The organism is Herbidospora galbida (assembly GCF_005233835.1).
GTDB lineage: Bacteria > Actinomycetota > Actinomycetes > Streptosporangiales > Streptosporangiaceae > Herbidospora > Herbidospora galbida.
In genome coordinates, this window is the sequence record NZ_SZQA01000005.1 from 148,101 (window position 1) to 163,422 (window position 15,322).

General features: G+C 72.0%; 13 protein-coding genes. 1 reads left to right on the top strand and 12 read right to left on the bottom strand.

What is annotated here, in order from left to right; genetic code table 11:
• Window positions 1-31: 31 nt before the first annotated feature.
• From FDA94_RS08120 to FDA94_RS08130, 3 genes are all read right to left on the bottom strand, one after another.
• Window positions 32-2,332, bottom strand: a complete 2,301-nt coding sequence (locus FDA94_RS08120) for a sodium-translocating pyrophosphatase (RefSeq protein WP_137246406.1) — start codon at window positions 2,330-2,332, stop codon at window positions 32-34.
• A 362-nt stretch (window positions 2,333-2,694) separates the two neighbouring features.
• Complete coding sequence (locus tag FDA94_RS08125) at window positions 2,695-3,150, bottom strand: ATP-binding protein (RefSeq protein WP_030456212.1); 456 nt, start codon at window positions 3,148-3,150, stop codon at window positions 2,695-2,697.
• A gap of 2 nt (window positions 3,151-3,152) precedes the next feature.
• A complete protein-coding gene (locus tag FDA94_RS08130) occupies window positions 3,153-3,503 on the bottom strand; it encodes an STAS domain-containing protein (RefSeq protein ID WP_030456213.1) in 351 nt (116 codons plus the stop codon).
• A 157-nt stretch (window positions 3,504-3,660) separates the two neighbouring features.
• Between FDA94_RS08130 and FDA94_RS08135 the strand changes: the two genes are divergently transcribed.
• Window positions 3,661-6,003: a DEAD/DEAH box helicase gene (locus FDA94_RS08135; RefSeq protein WP_425460136.1), complete on the top strand. Its 2,343-nt coding sequence runs from the start codon at window positions 3,661-3,663 to the stop codon at window positions 6,001-6,003.
• On the opposite strand, the gene FDA94_RS08140 is transcribed toward FDA94_RS08135, so the two are convergent.
• From FDA94_RS08140 to ssd, 9 genes are all read right to left on the bottom strand, one after another.
• Entirely contained in the window at window positions 5,988-6,605 is a 618-nt protein-coding gene (locus FDA94_RS08140) for a hemerythrin domain-containing protein (protein ID WP_137246408.1), read from the bottom strand. The genes FDA94_RS08135 and FDA94_RS08140 overlap by 16 nt on opposite strands.
• Window positions 6,606-6,640: 35 nt before the next feature.
• Window positions 6,641-9,751 carry an ATP-binding protein gene (locus FDA94_RS08145; RefSeq protein WP_137246409.1) on the bottom strand — a complete coding sequence of 1,037 codons (3,111 nt, stop codon included), beginning with the start codon at window positions 9,749-9,751 and terminating at the stop codon, window positions 6,641-6,643.
• A 49-nt stretch (window positions 9,752-9,800) separates the two neighbouring features.
• Window positions 9,801-10,160: an Rv3654c family TadE-like protein gene (locus tag FDA94_RS08150; protein ID WP_137246410.1), complete on the bottom strand. Its 360-nt coding sequence runs from the start codon at window positions 10,158-10,160 to the stop codon at window positions 9,801-9,803.
• A 34-nt stretch (window positions 10,161-10,194) separates the two neighbouring features.
• Window positions 10,195-10,545: a TadE family type IV pilus minor pilin gene (locus FDA94_RS08155; protein WP_137246411.1), complete on the bottom strand. Its 351-nt coding sequence runs from the start codon at window positions 10,543-10,545 to the stop codon at window positions 10,195-10,197.
• Window positions 10,542-10,838 carry a DUF4244 domain-containing protein gene (locus tag FDA94_RS41325; RefSeq protein ID WP_342778453.1) on the bottom strand — a complete coding sequence of 99 codons (297 nt, stop codon included), beginning with the start codon at window positions 10,836-10,838 and terminating at the stop codon, window positions 10,542-10,544. The genes FDA94_RS08155 and FDA94_RS41325 overlap by 4 nt, the downstream gene beginning before the upstream one ends.
• A 330-nt stretch (window positions 10,839-11,168) precedes the next feature.
• On the bottom strand, window positions 11,169-11,756 hold the full coding sequence (locus FDA94_RS08165) for a type II secretion system F family protein (RefSeq protein WP_246059640.1): 588 nt from the start codon (window positions 11,754-11,756) through the stop codon (window positions 11,169-11,171).
• A gap of 172 nt (window positions 11,757-11,928) precedes the next feature.
• A complete protein-coding gene (locus tag FDA94_RS08170; protein WP_246059641.1) occupies window positions 11,929-12,651 on the bottom strand; it encodes a type II secretion system F family protein in 723 nt (240 codons plus the stop codon).
• On the bottom strand, window positions 12,648-13,793 hold the full coding sequence (locus tag FDA94_RS08175; protein WP_137246413.1) for a TadA family conjugal transfer-associated ATPase: 1,146 nt from the start codon (window positions 13,791-13,793) through the stop codon (window positions 12,648-12,650). The genes FDA94_RS08170 and FDA94_RS08175 overlap by 4 nt, the downstream gene beginning before the upstream one ends.
• Window positions 13,790-14,821 (bottom strand): septum site-determining protein Ssd, encoded by a 1,032-nt coding sequence (gene ssd, locus FDA94_RS08180; protein WP_137246414.1) that lies wholly within the window; start codon window positions 14,819-14,821, stop codon window positions 13,790-13,792. The genes FDA94_RS08175 and ssd overlap by 4 nt, the downstream gene beginning before the upstream one ends.
• Window positions 14,822-15,322: the final 501 nt, after the last annotated feature.

The window sequence follows — 15,322 nt, forward strand, 5'->3', positions numbered from 1 at the left end:
GGGTGCCGGGGGGCCGCCGTCGGCCGGGGGTCTAGCTGACCACCGGCTCCAGCTTCTTCTCGTTGTCGCTGTTCGGCTTGTCGATCGTCACCGAGCGCCGCTTGGACGCGATGATCGCGCCGACCACGACGACCAGGGCCACGACCGTCACGCCGACCCGCAGGGCGACGTTGTCGAAGTAGGTCACCACGGCCGGCGCGATCAGCAGCGCGACCAGGTTCATGACCTTGATCAGCGGGTTGATGGCCGGACCGGCGGTGTCCTTGAACGGGTCGCCGACGGTGTCGCCGATGACCGTCGCGGCATGGGCGTCGGAGCCCTTGCCGCCGTGGTGGCCGTCTTCGACGAGCTTCTTGGCGTTGTCCCAGGCACCGCCCGAGTTCGACAGGAAGACCGCCATCAGCGTGCCGGCCGCGATGGCCCCGGCCAGGAAGGCGCCCAGCGGCGCGTAGCCCAGCGCGAACCCGACCGCGATCGGCGTCAGGACGGCCAGCAGACCAGGCGTCGCAAGCTCACGCAGCGAGTCTTTGGTGCAGATGTCGACCACGCGGGAGTAGTCGGGCAGTTCGGTGCCCGCCATGATCCCGGGCTTGCTGCGGAACTGGTCGCGTACCTCGAAGACCACCCGCATCGCCGCGCGCCCGACCGCCATGATCGCCAGACCGGAGAACAGGAACACCACGGCCGCGCCGATGATCAGACCGACCAGCACGTTGGGCGCGTCGACGCTCAGCGAGAAGCTCGAGAAGCCGCCGAGCATGTCCTTGACCGCCGGCGACGCGTTGGCCAGCGCCCCCTCGACGGCGGTCCGGAACGAGCCGAACAGCGCCGTCGCCGCGAGCACGGCCGTCGCGATCGCGATGCCCTTGGTGATCGCCTTCGTGGTGTTGCCCACGGCGTCGAGCGAGGTGAGCACCGCGGCGCCCTCGCCCTCGACGTCGCCGGACATCTCGGCGATGCCCTGCGCGTTGTCGGAGACCGGGCCGAAGGTGTCCATGGACACGATCACGCCGACCGTGGTCAGCAGACCGGTTCCGGCCAGGGCCACGGCGAACAGCGCCACGGTGACGTTGCCGAAGCCGAGCAGGAAGGCGCCGTAGACGGCGCCGCCGATCAGCAGCGCCGAGTAGACGGCCGACTCCAGGCCGACCGAGATGCCCGACAGGATGACCGTCGCCGGGCCGGTCAGCGAGCTCTCGCCGATCTCCCTCACCGGACGGCGGTTCGTCTCGGTGAAGTAGCCGGTGAGGATCTGGATCGCGCTGGCCAGCACCAGACCGATCAGGACCGCGCCGATGGCGATCCAGCGGGGGTCGGCGTCGAGGTTCTGCACGCCGCCGTTCAGCTCGGAGAAGCTGCCCGGCAGGTAGAGGAACGCCGCCACCGCGACGAGGATCGCGGAGATGATCGCACTGATGAAGAAGCCGCGGTTGATGGCGGCCATCGCGTTGCGGTCACCCGCCCGGGGCGCGGTGATGAAGATGCCGATGATCGCGGTGAGAACACCGATCATCGGGACGATCAGCGGGAACACCAGACCCTCGGTGCCGAAGGCCACCTTGCCCAGGATCAGCGAGGCGACCAGCATGACCGCGTACGACTCGAACAGGTCGGCCGCCATGCCGGCGCAGTCGCCGACGTTGTCGCCCACGTTGTCGGCGATGGTCGCCGGGTTGCGCGGGTCGTCTTCGGGGATGCCCTGCTCGACCTTGCCGACCAGGTCGGCGCCGACGTCGGCGGCCTTGGTGAAGATGCCGCCGCCGACTCGCATGAACATCGCGAGGAGGGCGGCGCCGAAACCGAACCCTTCGAGGACGCTCGGCGCGTCCCCCTTGTACGCGAAGACCACGATCGCCGCGCCCAGCAGACCCAGGCCCACCGTGAACATGCCCGCCACACCGCCGGTGCGGAAGGCGATGCGCATCGCCGTCTTCTCACCGGACTCGCGGGCCGCCGCGGCGACGCGGACGTTGCCGCGCACCGCCAGCCACATGCCGATGAAACCGGTCAGCGCCGAGAACAGCGCGCCGATCACGAAGAAGACGCTTCGTCCGATACGCACCCCCGTCGTCTCCGCCGGCAGCAACAGAAGCACCAGCGGGATCAACACGACAAAGATGGCAAGCGTCTTGAACTGCCGGGTGAGATAGGCGGCGGCACCCTGCTGAACGGCTTTCGCGATGTTCTGCATGCGCTCGGTGCCCTGACCCGCCGCGAGAACCTCGCGTACGAGCCCGCCCGCGACGGCGAGGGCGAGCAGGGCCACGGCCGCCACCACGACCACGAGTGTGAGGTGACCACCGCTCAGGGAAACCGCCGCGCCGTCATCCACGGCTAGAAAATGTGCAGGAGCAGACAATCCGTCCTCCTCGGCCAGACGGGTAGGTCCTGCCCGGGAGTGGCTGCCCCAAAATGTTACGGCTGCCCCGTAGGAGGAGAGCTCCGGCGGCGCACTTCCGGGTCATTGGCAGTGCCGCTTCCGGTTGCGTTCCGCAATACCTTGGCCGGTGCCGGGTACTCTACGCAGCGCTCCGCCATATATGAACCCCCTGCGCCCCGCAAATTGGTGAACAGATCGGCTGCGGATTGGGCATCGCCGTATGTCGCGGGGATTGCGCACAGGTAAAAAAGGGCTCCCGCATGACGGGAGCCCTGACTTCGAGACAGTGTCACTGTCGCGAGACTGGTTCTGCTTTAGACGGCGGCCAGCCCGTTGGGGGTGGGCGCGGCCGGCCAGCTCATTCTGATCTTCACGCCGGTCGGACCGGGTGAGACCTCGACGTCGTCGGCCAGGCCCGCGATCACCGCGATCCCGAGGCCGGGCATCTCGGGCACTATCCCGAGCATCGCGTCGACCAGCCGGTAGCCGTCAGAGGAGTCGACGGCCTTGAGGTCGTCGCTGGGGGCGGCGTCGGTCACGGTGACCTCGAACCGCCCCGAGTCGTCTTTGAGCTCGATCCGGATCGGCTCTCCCGGACAGTGGAGACGATGCGCCTCCACGGCCCGGGAGCACGCCTCTCCGACGGCGAGCCGTACTTCGTCCAGCAGCGCCTCGGCCACGCCGGTGCGCCGGGCGATGGCCGTCGCGACCAACCGAGCGGTACGCACGTGGGCCGGTAGCGCGCTGAACGTCAGCTCGACGGTGGCCATGACTACTTGTCTCGGCCGTGGGCTTCCTTGGCCTCCTCCACAGAGGCGTAGATCCCGAAGACCTTGGTCAGTCCGGTGATCCGGAAGATCTTCAGAATCCGCTCCTGAGTGCAGACGAGTTCCAGGGAGCCATCGTGCGCCCGCACCCGCTTGAGCCCGCCGACCAGCACACCAAGGCCGGTCGAGTCGAGGAAGTCGACCTTCTCCATGTTCACGAGAAGGTGAAAGTTCCCCTTGTTCACCAAATCGATGAGCAGCTCACGCAATCTGGGCGCGGTGTAGACGTCGATCTCACCCTCAACCTCGACGATGGTGAGTCGGTCCTCGGTACGGTGGTCCAACTTCAGATCCACTGATCCTCCAGCGCCTTGCCTGCGTAGGTCCCGATGCGGATCGTGCATCCTAGGAAGCACGACCCCGACGCGCGGCATTCAACCACGCCACGCCCCTGTGTCTATACGAAATCACGACTCCGGGCGACTCTCCCCCGAGATGCCAGGATGGAAACCCATGACTTCGCCGACGTCCCCTGCTCTTCCCCGAGAGCGTACGCCAAACCCGGGCGGTCCCCTTCTCGACCGTCTGGTCACGGTCTCGGGCCGCCACGGGCGGGTCACTCATGTGGAGCATGTTCCGGCACGTCAGGCAGGTCAAGCCCAGTGGCCCTCATGGGTTCACCCGCTGGTGAGGGAGGGTTTCGAGGGACTCGGGATACAGGGGTTGTGGAGTCACCAGTCAGAGGCCGCCGACCTGGCGCACCGTGGCCAAAACGTGATCATCGCCACCGGCACCGCGTCGGGGAAATCGCTGGCCTACCTGGTTCCGGCGCTGACCGAGGCGCTGTCGGGCGGGACCGTCCTCTATCTGACCCCGACCAAGGCCCTGGCGGCCGACCAGCTCCGCTCGGTGAGCGCGCTGGGCGTCCAGGGCCTGCGCGCCGCGACCTTCGACGGCGACACGCCCCATGAGGAACGGGCCTGGATCAGGCGCAACGCCAACTACGTCCTGACCAACCCCGACATGCTGCACCGCTCGATCCTGCCGAGGCATTCGGCCTGGACGTCGTTCTGGCGGCGCCTGCGCGTGGTGGTCGTCGACGAGTGCCACGGCTACCGGGGCGTCTTCGGCTCCCACGTGGCCCAGATCCTGCGCCGCCTGCGCAGGGTCTCGGGGAAGTACGGCGCCTCCCCCGTGTTCTTCCTGGCCTCGGCCACGGCGAGCGACCCGGCGACGACCGGCATGCGCCTGACGGGCCTCCAGATGGCCGAGGTGACCCGCGACGCCTCCCCGAGAGGCACGACGACGGTCGCGCTGTGGGAACCGCCCCTGACCGATCTGCGCGGCGAAGGTGGAGCCCCAATTCGTCGCGCCGCCACCGCCGAGGCGGCCGACCTGCTGGCCGACCTCGTGGTCGACGGGGTGCGGACGCTGGCGTTCGTGCGCTCCCGCCGGGCCGCCGAGACGGTCTCGCTCACCGCCCGGGGGCACCTGGAGGACGCGGGCGTCCCCCTGGCCGACAAGATCGCCGCCTACCGGGCGGGCTACCTGGCCGAAGACCGCCGGCTCCTGGAGAAGGCCCTGCGGTCGGGCGACCTGCTCGGCGTGGCCACGACCAACGCCCTGGAACTCGGCGTCGACGTGTCGGGCCTCGACGCGGTCCTGATCGCCGGCTGGCCCGGCACCCGGGCCAGCCTGTGGCAGCAGGCCGGCCGGGCCGGGCGCGACGGACAGGACGCCCTGGCGGTCCTGATCGCCCGCGACGACCCGCTCGACACGTATGTCGTCCACCACCCGGAGGCCCTTTTCGGCCGCCCGGTCGAGGCGACGGTCCTCGACCCCGACAATCCCTACGTGCTGGCGCCCCACCTGTGCGCCGCCGCGGCCGAGGTGCCGCTGACCGAGGCCGACCTGGAGATCTTCGGCCCCGCCGCGGCCTCGGTGCTCGACGACCTGGTGGCCGATGGCCTGCTGCGCCGCCGCCCGGCCGGCTGGTTCTGGACCAGCCGCGACCTCGCCGCCGGGCTGGCCGACATCCGGGGCTCCGGGGGATCGCCGGTGCAGATCGTGGAGACCGACACCGGACGGCTGCTGGGGACCTGCGACGAGGCGTCCTCCCACACCTCGGTGCACACCGGCGCGGTGCACATCCACCAGGGGGAGACGTTCGTCGTCGACGAACTCGACCTGGAGATGGGCGTCGCCCTGGTCACTCCCGGGACCCCCGACTACTCGACCTTCGCCCGCGACGTGACCGACATCGCGGTGATCGAGTCGCTGCGGTCGCACGCCCTCGGCCCCGGTGAGCTGCACTTCGGGTCGGTCGAGGTGACGCGGCAGGTGGTGTCCTACCTGAAGCGGCGGACGTCCACCGGCGAGATGCTCGGCGACGAGCCCCTCGACCTGCCGCCGCGCAGCCTGCGGACCAAGGCGGTGTGGTGGACGCTGCCGCCGGAGGTCCTGCCCGCGAGCATCGGCGACCTCGGCGGGGCCGCCCACGCCGCCGAACACGCGGCCATCGGGCTGCTGCCCCTGTTCGCGACCTGTGACCGGTGGGACATCGGCGGCGTGTCGACCGAACTCCATCCCGACACCGGCCGGCTGACGGTCTTCGTGTACGACGGCCACGCGGGCGGCGCGGGCTTCGCCGAGCGCGGGTTCGGGAACGCGGCGGCCTGGCTGACGGCCACGCGCGACGCCATCGCGTCGTGCGAGTGCGGGCACGGGTGCCCGAGCTGCATCCAGTCACCCAAGTGCGGCAACGGCAACGAGCCGCTGAGCAAGCGGGGCGCCCTGGAGCTCCTGGACGTGCTCCTGGGTTCTGATCAGCCAGGTTCCGGTCAGCCGAAAACCTGAGCGGTCCGGCGCTCGTAACCGCGCCGCCAGCTCAGCCGGTAGAGGACGCGCAGCACGCCCGGGACGGTCCGCAGGATGTGCTCGCGCTGCTCCCGCGTGGCGGCGTCGATCGTCCACGCGGCGACGAAGGGCAGGTCCCGCCCGTGGCTCTTCATGACCTCCTTGCCCGACTCCGCCCACCAGCCGGCGGGGATGTGCTCCCGGATCAGCGGGACGACCTCACCCTCCTCCAGGTCGAGGTGGTCGTTCAGCAGGTCGTGGAGCCGGCGCAGGTCGCGGGCCTGCTCGCCGGCCGGCCGCCGCGGGCCGGTGAGGCGTTCGATGACCTGGTCCATCTCCTGGTGCTCCGCTTCGAGCGTGTCCAGCACCTCCGCGGCCTGCGGCGCCTCCTTTCTCAGGTACGGCCAGACGTTGGCGTCCTCGTCGGAGTGGTGGTGGTGCAGGGCGCGGAGCTGGAGGGCGGTGTGGTCGTCGATGAGGGCCCGCCGGGGCGCGTCGTCGGCGGGGAGGCGGTCGAGCGCGTCGGCCAGGCGGCCGAAGTCGCGGCGCAGGGCGCGGTGGAAGGCGAGGAAGGCGGTCAGGTCGGGCGTGGTCGTGGTCATGGCCCCGACGATGGAGGCTCCCTATTCACGCCGACTCAACGCTCACTTGAAGCCCGCTCCGCCCAGTGGCCGAGGCCGGCGGCCCGCGCCCGCTCGGCCACCGCGGCGAGGTGGCCGTCGCGGGTCTCGCGGTCGGGGGCCACGAGGGCCAGGAAGTAGCCGACCGGCCCGGTGAGGAAGGTTCCTTCGCCGGTGGACAGGCGGTTCTCGTAGGGGAGGAGCCGCCGGTAGAGCTCGGGATGGGGGCGGCGGAGGGTGTCGGCGTACAGGCACAGGACGGTGAGCTCGCTGAAATCGCGGGGCGGTTCGATCCAGCGGAATTCGGGTTCCGGTTGTCCGGAATAGCGGGCCGACAGTGTTCTGACCAGTCGGCGGTGGACCTCCATCGGCGAGAACTCCGAGATCAGCTCGTCGGCCCCGACCGGCTCCCGCCGGGCCAGCGCCAGCGAGATCATCGCGGAGGCCAGGACGCTCCGCGTGTGCCACACGTTCAGCCGCTCCCCCGCCTCGGCGGCGGCCACGTAGGCGTCTTCCGCGCCGTCGAAGTCGCCCTCGACGAGCCTGCGGCTGCCCGTCCAGACGAGATGCTGGAACCTCGGCCACGGCAGGTCGAGCCGGTCGACCAGGGTCTTCGCGCGCTCTGCCGCCGCGTCGGCGCCGGGCAGGTCGACGCGTTCGAGCCGGGTGCGTTCGAGGATCAGCCACCCCAGCAGCTCGAAGCCCGGCAGCCCGAGCGTGGTCAGCTCGGCCCCGATCGCGTCGAGCTCGGGCAGCATCTCGGCCCGCTTCACCGCGAGGTAGCGCGCGTTCAGCGTGACCGCCAGCAGCCGCCGGTCGCCGATCCGCCGCGCCATCGCCAGCGCCTCTTCGGTGGCGGCGTCGCCCCGGGGGTCGGCCGATCCGTCGTACATCTCGACACCCAGGCACCCCAGCAGGCGGCACCTGGCGGCCGAGTCGCCGTCGGGCAGGTCGTCGAGCACCGAGACGATCCGCTCGACGCTGTGCAGCTCGATGTCGCCGTAGTAGTAGAACTTCCACAGCGCGGGCGCGTCGAGGCTGGTCAGCGCCTGCGCCTTGAGCAGCGGATCAGCGGTCCTGTCGGCGGCCCGAACCGCCTCGGCCCGGGTCTTCCTGGCCCCGTAACCGTCGCCCGCGTCGAGCCGCGCCCTGACGAGGCTGAGCAGCAGTTCGACATGCGTCCGCGGATCGGCCCCCGGGATGTTCCCGTGGAGCTCGGCCGCCTGCCGCCACCACTCGACGGCGTCCTCGTAGGCGTGCCGCCGCGCCGCCTGCCCGGCCGTCGCCACCGACCACGTGACCGCCGCCTCCGACCCCGCCGCCTTGGCGTGCCGGGCCAGCGAGGCGACGTCGGTGGCCGGCCGGTGCTCCAGCGCCGTCAGCGCCGCGGCGTGCAGCGCGATGCGCCGGGCGGCCGGGAGGTCGGCGTACCAGGTCTCGCGGACGAGCTCATGGGCGAACCGCCCCCGGTCGGTGACGAGGTGCAGCGCGGCCGCCGCCTCCAGCGCCTCTTCGACCCGCTCGGGCGCCTCCCCCGAGACCTCGGCCAGCAGCCGCGCGTCGCCGGCGTGCCCGATCACGGCGGCGGCGTCGAGCGTGGCCCGATGGGCGTCGGGCAGGGCGCGCAGCCGCTGCCGGATGACGTCGGCCAGCGCCTCGGGAACGGTCGTGAGCGCCGTCTCGATCCCCCGGTCTTCGGCCAGCCGGAGAGTCTCCCGTACGAAGAGCGGATTGCCCCGGGTGCGCTCGGCCAGCCGGTCGACGGCACGCGGATCGGTGATGTCACCCGAGGAGGCCATCTCGGAGACCGCGTCGCGGCCCAGCCCCGCCAGCGGCAACCGGAGGGCGTTGTCACGGCTGATCAGCCCCAGGGTGTCGTAGACGGCGGGCGCCCCCTCACCCGACCGGACCGTCACCAGAACGGCGATCCGCCCCCGCTTCAGCAGATGGACGAGATCGGCCAGCAGCCCCAGCGACGCCGAGTCTGCCCACTGGAGATCGTCGAGGACGACCAGCAGCGGCCGGACCGCGGCGGCCGAGGCCAGATGGGCGGCGACGGCCTGGTGGAGCCGGAACCGCCCCTCCCCAGCTTCGGTCTCCCCGGTGGGGACGGGGTCGTCGATGACCAGAGGATCGAGCTCGGGGCCGGGCGCGGTGCCGAGCTCTCGGACGACCTGCCGCCAGGGCCAGAGGGGCGGCGTGCCCGACGTCTCATGACATCGCCCCCAGGCGACCCGCCAGCCGTCGTCCTGACACCGCCGCGCGAACTCCTCCGCGAGCCAGGTCTTCCCGATCCCCGGCTCGCCGGAGACGACGGCGGTGCGGGGCACGCCCCTGACGACGTCGCGCGCGAGCGCGTCGAGACGATCGAGCTGGACCTCACGGCCACCGCCCCGCCGCGCCCCGCGCGGTGCGGCGGGGAGGACGGGATCCTGGGTGAGGATCATGGACTCCAGCCTGCGCAGACCCGGCCCGGGGTCGATGCCGAGCTCCTCCGCCAGGGTCGCCCGGACGGTTCTGATGGCCTCCAGGGCATCGGCCTGACGGCCCAGCGTGTAGAGGGTGCGGGCCAGCGACTCCCAGAGAGACTCCCGCAGGGGGTTCTCCCGGGCGAGGGTCTCCAACCGGCCCGCGGTCTCGGCGTCGGGCGGGCGGGCCAGGAGAGCTTTCTCCTGGACGTCGACGCGCGCCTCCACCAGCCGGTCGATCTCCGGCCGCAGCCAGACGACGTCGGCGAACTCCTCGTAAGGGGGGCCGTGCCAAAGGGCCAGCGCTTCGTCGAACCGGCCTGATTTGGCGTGGTCGGCGAACTGCTCGGCGTCGACCTCGCAGGGGCCCAGCGCGTAGCCCAGGGGGCGGCTCAGGATGGCGGTCGACGGGGTTCGCGGAGGACGGCCGGGTTCGAGGACCTTGCGCAGGTTGGAGAGGTAACTGTGGAGTGTTCCGTGGGCCCTGGGCGGCGGGGCGCCGTCGTAGACGTCGCCGAGGAGCGTGTCGACCGAGACGGTGGCGCCACGGGCGATGAGGAGGCGGGCGAGAAGGAGCCGGGGGCGGGGGCCGCCCACGTCGACCGGCTCTCCGTCGACGGAGGCCCGGAAGGGACCGAGCACCCGGAACGCCAGAGCCATGATGCGCAAGCGTACCTGGACGATCACGGCGCGACCCTTCGTCACGCCGTCAGTGCTCCGCCCGCAGGTAGACGGGCCCCGCTCGCGCACTGGCCGAAGCCTCACGTGAGGTCAGCCCGGGAAACCGGAGCGCCACGGTCGCGGTCACCTCGGTCACCCCGGCCTCGATCTCACACGACGCGAGCCGCGCGGCGTTGGCGGCGACCACCGCCGCCGCCCGCTCACACGCCTCGCCGGGGGCGGCGATCGCCAGTTCGGCGGCGGCCAGCGCGCCCAGGTCGGCGGCGCTCCGCGCCGTGTGAACGGCCACTCTCGCCATCCCGACCTGGACGAACACGTAAGCCAACCCCCACGCCAGAGCCGTGGCCGCGACCACCCAGACGGTCGCCGACCCCCGATCACGTCGCACTTCTCACCCTCACGATCGACTTCTCCCTGTCACGTCACGGCAGTACGCCCTTCTCGGTCGCCGAGGAGGCCGACGCGGACACCGTCACCTCGGGCCCCGCCCACATGGGACGAACCCGGGCCCGCACCGTCACCTCCGTGAGCGACGCCCCGACCGTCACCTCGACCGAGGCCCCGGCAGGCGCCACCGCCAGCGCGCCCTCCCGCACGGCGGAGACCCCGTCTCCTCGGGCCGCGGCCCGCGCTCCGGCACGGGCGGCGTCCACACACTCCAGCCGGGCACCCACGACGGCCACCGCCCACAGGGCCGCACCGAGGACGACCACCAGCGCAGGCAGCGCGACGGCCGTCTCGGCGGTGGCCGAGCCGCGCTCCCGCCGGCTCATCCGGCCAGCGCCAGCGCCTTCTGCACGAGCGAGACGAGCAGCTGCTGGACGTCGGGCGAGGTCACCACCTTGAACAGCAACCCCGCGAACCCACAGGCCGCGACGGTCCCGACGGCGTACTCGGCGGTCGACATCCCCGCGTCAGTCCGCGCCGGCCCGGCCCGCTCGGCCAGCACCCGGGCCGCCCGAGCGGCCGCCTCGCGGAGGCGACCGGCGGCGCGGGCCCGCTTGGATGCGGCCGGGGGCGGAGCGGCGGCTCTGGTCCACGAGATGCCTTGGGTCTTGACGTTCACGCGTCCTCCTGTCACCGGTCCGGACTCTCCGTCCCGGCACCGGTAGCCTGCCGACGGGGGAACCCTTTCCACCGGCCTGAGGCTCTGCCTGTGGAAAACGAAAGACCTGTGGATAACTCGAAAGCCCTGTGTGTACGGGGATTCAGACCCTGGAACAGGCATGCCGAAGCGGCGTTATCCACATCTGTGGATAACGCCGATCCACAGGCTGTGCAGAACCAGCTGCACCTGTGGACAGCGCCTGGGTGACCAGCTGACGCGACCGAGTCCTTCGCGAGTTACGAAATATCAGGCAGTGGCACGGATCGACGCCTCACGCCGAACCGCCGGTCACGGCGCGAGTACCTGAGCGGCAAGCCCCGCCACGACCGGGATGATCCCCAGGAAGCAGAACGCCGGCAGGAAGCACACCCCCAACGGCGCCACCGCCTGCACCCCGACCCGCCGGGCAGCCGCCGAAGAAGCCGCCCGACCGGCTTGGCGAGCGTCCTCAGCCACCCGGGTCAGCACATCGGCGACCGGCGCCCCCGACTCCACCGCCCGCGCGATGGCCCTGGCCAGCAACGCCAGAGAGTCCTCGGCGGCAAGCCCCCGCCACACCTCGACGGGATCGGCCCCCAGCCGCATCTGCCCACCCGCCCACCGCAACCGCTCCCCCAACGGCCCATCCACAACCCGGGCGACGATCTCGACCGCACCGACAAGGGGCTGCCCCGCCCGCAGACACTCGGCCATCAGATCCGCCGCGAACGGCAGATCAGCCCGAACCAGCTCCTTACGCCGCCGCTCCTGAGGAGACTCCTTCCGCCTGACGTGCACCACGACAGCCCCGGCGAGCAACACCCCCAGCACCACGCCGGCCACCCCGCCGACCACCAGCACCACCAGGACAAGCACCGGCCCCGCGACGAGAGCCATCCGCCCCGCCGGGTTCTCAGCCACGGCAGCCCGAGCCACAGGAGGCGCGACAACCGCCCGAAGCCGATCAGCCGGCCTCCGCCGAACCGGCCAACACATGACAGCGAGCGCCACGCACAGCCCCGAAAGAATCCCCACCATCACACCCTCGCCCCCAGCGAAACAGCCGACATCAGCGAACGCTCTCCTCCGCCTTCCGGACCATCCGGTCCGTCCACCGCAGCCCCGCCACATTGAGCAGCACCCCCACCCCCAGACACCCCAACCCGGGCGCCGTAGTGAAGAGAAACGGCAGCGGCCGCATCCCCAACCCGGCGGCCATCAGCAACCCGAGCACGGGCAACCCCGCCAGGAGGCGAGCGGTGGCCCGGGGCCCCGCCAGTTGGGCCGAGATCTCCTGACGATGGTTCTCCATGTCCCGCAGCGCCCCGCCCACCCGCTCCACGAGCGGAGCCAGCCCCCCGCCCACGCTCACCCCCACCTCCCAGCACGACGCGAGCCGCCGCAGGCCCTCACCCCCGACGGCAGGTGCCGCATCCACCAGAGCCGCCGCGACGTCACCCCCGTCACGCGCGACCCGGGCCACCGGCCGGAGCGCCTCGACGAACTCCGGTGGCCCCTCCACGGACCCGATGCCCCTGGAGAGCGCCTCACCGGGCGTACGCCCCGCCGCCAGCTCCGCGACGATCGCCTGGCACAGTTCGACCGTTCCAGCCCGCCAGGCCCGAAACAGGGCCGCGCGCGAGCGCCGGGCCCGGAGGAAGTTCGGCACGGAGAAGCCGGGGCTCGCCTCGCGGGTCAGTCGCACCAGACGTACGGCAGGCAGGGAAGGCCCGCACCACACCCAGACGGCCAGCCCGGCGCAGAGCCCGGCCAGCACAACGATGATCGTCACCGCCCCACGCACCGATCCCGGAGCGCCTCGAAGGCCGCGCCCTCACGCACCCCGCCCCGCCCGTCGAACGTCACGGCGGGCACCGCTTCGACGAACCCGCCCGGGCCTCGGCGCAGCAGGCAGATCTCCGCCACCCGCCGGACGCCCGTCCCGGTGTCGCGCACGACGTGGACGACGGCGTCCAGGGCCGCCGCGAGCTGGCTGTGCACGGCCTCCCGGCTCAACCCGGCGGCGCAGGCGAGGGCCTCCAGGCGGGGCGGCACGTCGGCGGCGGTGTTGGCGTGCAGCGTGCCGCACCCGCCTTCGTGGCCCGTGTTCAGCGCGGCCAGGAGATCGACCACCTCGGCACCTCGGACCTCCCCGACCACGACGCGGTCGGGCCGCATGCGCAGGGCCTGCCGGACGAGGTCGCGCAGCGTCACCCCGCCGACGCCCTCCAGGTTCGGCGGACGCGTCTCCAGCCGCACCACGTGCGGATGCGCGGGGCGCAGTTCGGCCGAGTCTTCGACCAGTAGCAGCCGCTCCCCCGGGTCGGCGAGCGACAACAGCGCGGACAGGAGGGTCGTCTTGCCGGTGCCGGTGCCGCCTGACACCAGGAACGCCAGCCGGGCCCGGATCACCGACCGGAGCACCTGCGCCCCCACGCCCGTCACCAGGTCGTCGAGCCCGTAGGCGTGCCGGGGCGGCAACCGCAACGACAGGCAGGTGCCTTCGGCCGAAACGGGCGGCAGCACCGCGTGCAGCCGGACCCCGCCCGACAGCCGCGCGTCGACGTAGGGGCAGGCGTCGTCGAGCCGTCGCCCGGCGGCGGCGGCCAGCCGCTGCGCGAGGCGTCGCACGTCGTCGTCCGACCGGAAGACGACCGGCGTCTTCCGCAGCCCGCCCCCGTCGTCGACCCACACCTCGCGAGGCCCGTTGACCAGCACGTCGGTCACCCCGGGTTCGGCCAGCAGCCCTTCGAGCGGCCCCGCCCCGATGAGTTCGGCGCGCAGCACCCGGGCGACGGCCAGCACTTCGGCGTCTCCCAGAACGGCCCGCTCGGCGCGCAGCGCGCCGGCCACCTGGGCCGGTGAGGGATCGAGCCCGTCGCGCGCCAGCCGGACCCGGACCGCTTCGAGCAGCTCCGCCGAGACCGCACTCACGCCAGACCCGCCAGCAGTTCCCCGCAGAACCGCCCCAGCGGTGTTCGCTTGAGGGGCGGCGCGTCCCCCCGGTCGAGCGCCTCGGCCAGGCCCCGCTGCTCCGGCAGCACCCCGGCCAGCGGCACCCCCAGCGACTGGGCCACCACGGCGGGATCCAGGCTCCCGCCGCGCACGACCGCCCGTACGTCACCCGCCTGTTCGCGCACCCCGGCCAGCGCCTGCCCGGCCGCCAGCACACCTCGCACATCTGCGGAAACCACCAGCAAAGCCACCCCGGACCGCGAAAGCGCCTCCTCGGCCCCGGCGTCGACGAACCGTGGCAGATCGACCACCACGAGATCGCACCCGCGCCGGGCCGCCTCCAGCACCGCGCGCATGGCCTCGCGGGGGATCCGCATCGGCTCGCCCCGGTGCCATGACAGGACAGTCAACTCGCCGAAGGTCGGCAGCGCCCCTTGAAGGGCCGCGTAGCTCACCCGCCCCTCGCGCCCCACGATGTCGGGCCACCGGGCCCCGGTCGCCTCCTCCTGCCCGAGCACCACGTCGATCCCGCCGCCCAGCGGATCGGCGTCGACGAGCAGGGTCCGCGACCCCGATCGGGCGGCGGTCAGCGCCAGCGAGGCCGCCAGCACCGTGGCCCCCACGCCGCCTCGCCCGCCGGCCACGCAGACCACCGCCCCGGCGCGGGAGGAGGGCTCGGCGGCCTCGGCGAACTCGTCGACGAGCAGCCGTTCGGCGTCGGGCAGCTCCAGGACGGCCGACGCCCCGACCGCCACGCAGCGCCGCCACATCGAGGGATCGGCCGGGTCGGACGTCACCAGCAGCACCCCCTGCCGGGGCGGCGGGCCGGTGGCGGCGAGGGCGTCGGCGAGGTCGGCCCCCACGACGACCAGCGGCGCGGTGCGCCAGCGCGGCCGGGCCTGGGCGGCTTCGTGGGCGACGTCGAGTTCGACTCCGGCGGCGGCCGCCACGCGGAGGAGGTCGTCGAGCAGGTCGCGGTCGGCGGTGACGGCGAGAGGGCGGTGCATAAGTGGAAGCTCCTCGGTCAGTAACCCAAGGAAGCCCACGGTGCCGACCGCGAGGAGATCAGAAACGCCCGAACCGAGCTCTGTGGATAAGGGTCGCCCTGTGGAAAAAGGGGGCGACCCCCGCCGGGGGGGAGAGCGGGGGTCGCCGATCGGTCCGGCTCCGGGGGGGTAGAGCCGGTCCCGTGTGATGAAAGCTTTCATCAGTGGGCCAGGGCATGGCAAGGGACTTGCAAAGGTGCCCTGTGCACAGTCACTCCCACACTGGGAGATAACACCGTATGCTGCCCGATCCGCCCGAGTTTCGTCGAGGAGCAATCTGCAATTTGCGGCAGTTTTTTTGGGCTTCGCGCAAACGGTGGGAATGCGGCCAGACGGTCACGGTCAGTGATCACTGTCAGAAGGGGACGTGATGTATCGATCCATTGCCCCACACGGCCACAAACCACACCAGAAGCCGTAATCGGCGGATTCCGGGCTCAGTAAAGGTCTTGCTCGGAGGGG

What these genes read in the sequence shown, in the direction of transcription:
- FDA94_RS08145 (WP_137246409.1), bottom strand. Translation starts at nt 9,751, where the DNA reads ATGGCTCTGGCGTTCCGGGTGCTCGGTCCCTTCCGGGCCTCCGTCGAC.
- ssd (WP_137246414.1), bottom strand. Translation starts at nt 14,821, where the DNA reads ATGCACCGCCCTCTCGCCGTCACCGCCGACCGCGACCTGCTCGACGAC.
- FDA94_RS08125 (WP_030456212.1), bottom strand. Translation starts at nt 3,150, where the DNA reads ATGGCCACCGTCGAGCTGACGTTCAGCGCGCTACCGGCCCACGTGCGT.
- FDA94_RS08135 (WP_425460136.1), top strand. Translation starts at nt 3,661, where the DNA reads ATGACTTCGCCGACGTCCCCTGCTCTTCCCCGAGAGCGTACGCCAAAC.
- FDA94_RS08165 (WP_246059640.1), bottom strand. Translation starts at nt 11,756, where the DNA reads ATGGCTCTCGTCGCGGGGCCGGTGCTTGTCCTGGTGGTGCTGGTGGTC.
- FDA94_RS08155 (WP_137246411.1), bottom strand. Translation starts at nt 10,545, where the DNA reads ATGAGCCGGCGGGAGCGCGGCTCGGCCACCGCCGAGACGGCCGTCGCG.
- FDA94_RS08140 (WP_137246408.1), bottom strand. Translation starts at nt 6,605, where the DNA reads ATGACCACGACCACGCCCGACCTGACCGCCTTCCTCGCCTTCCACCGC.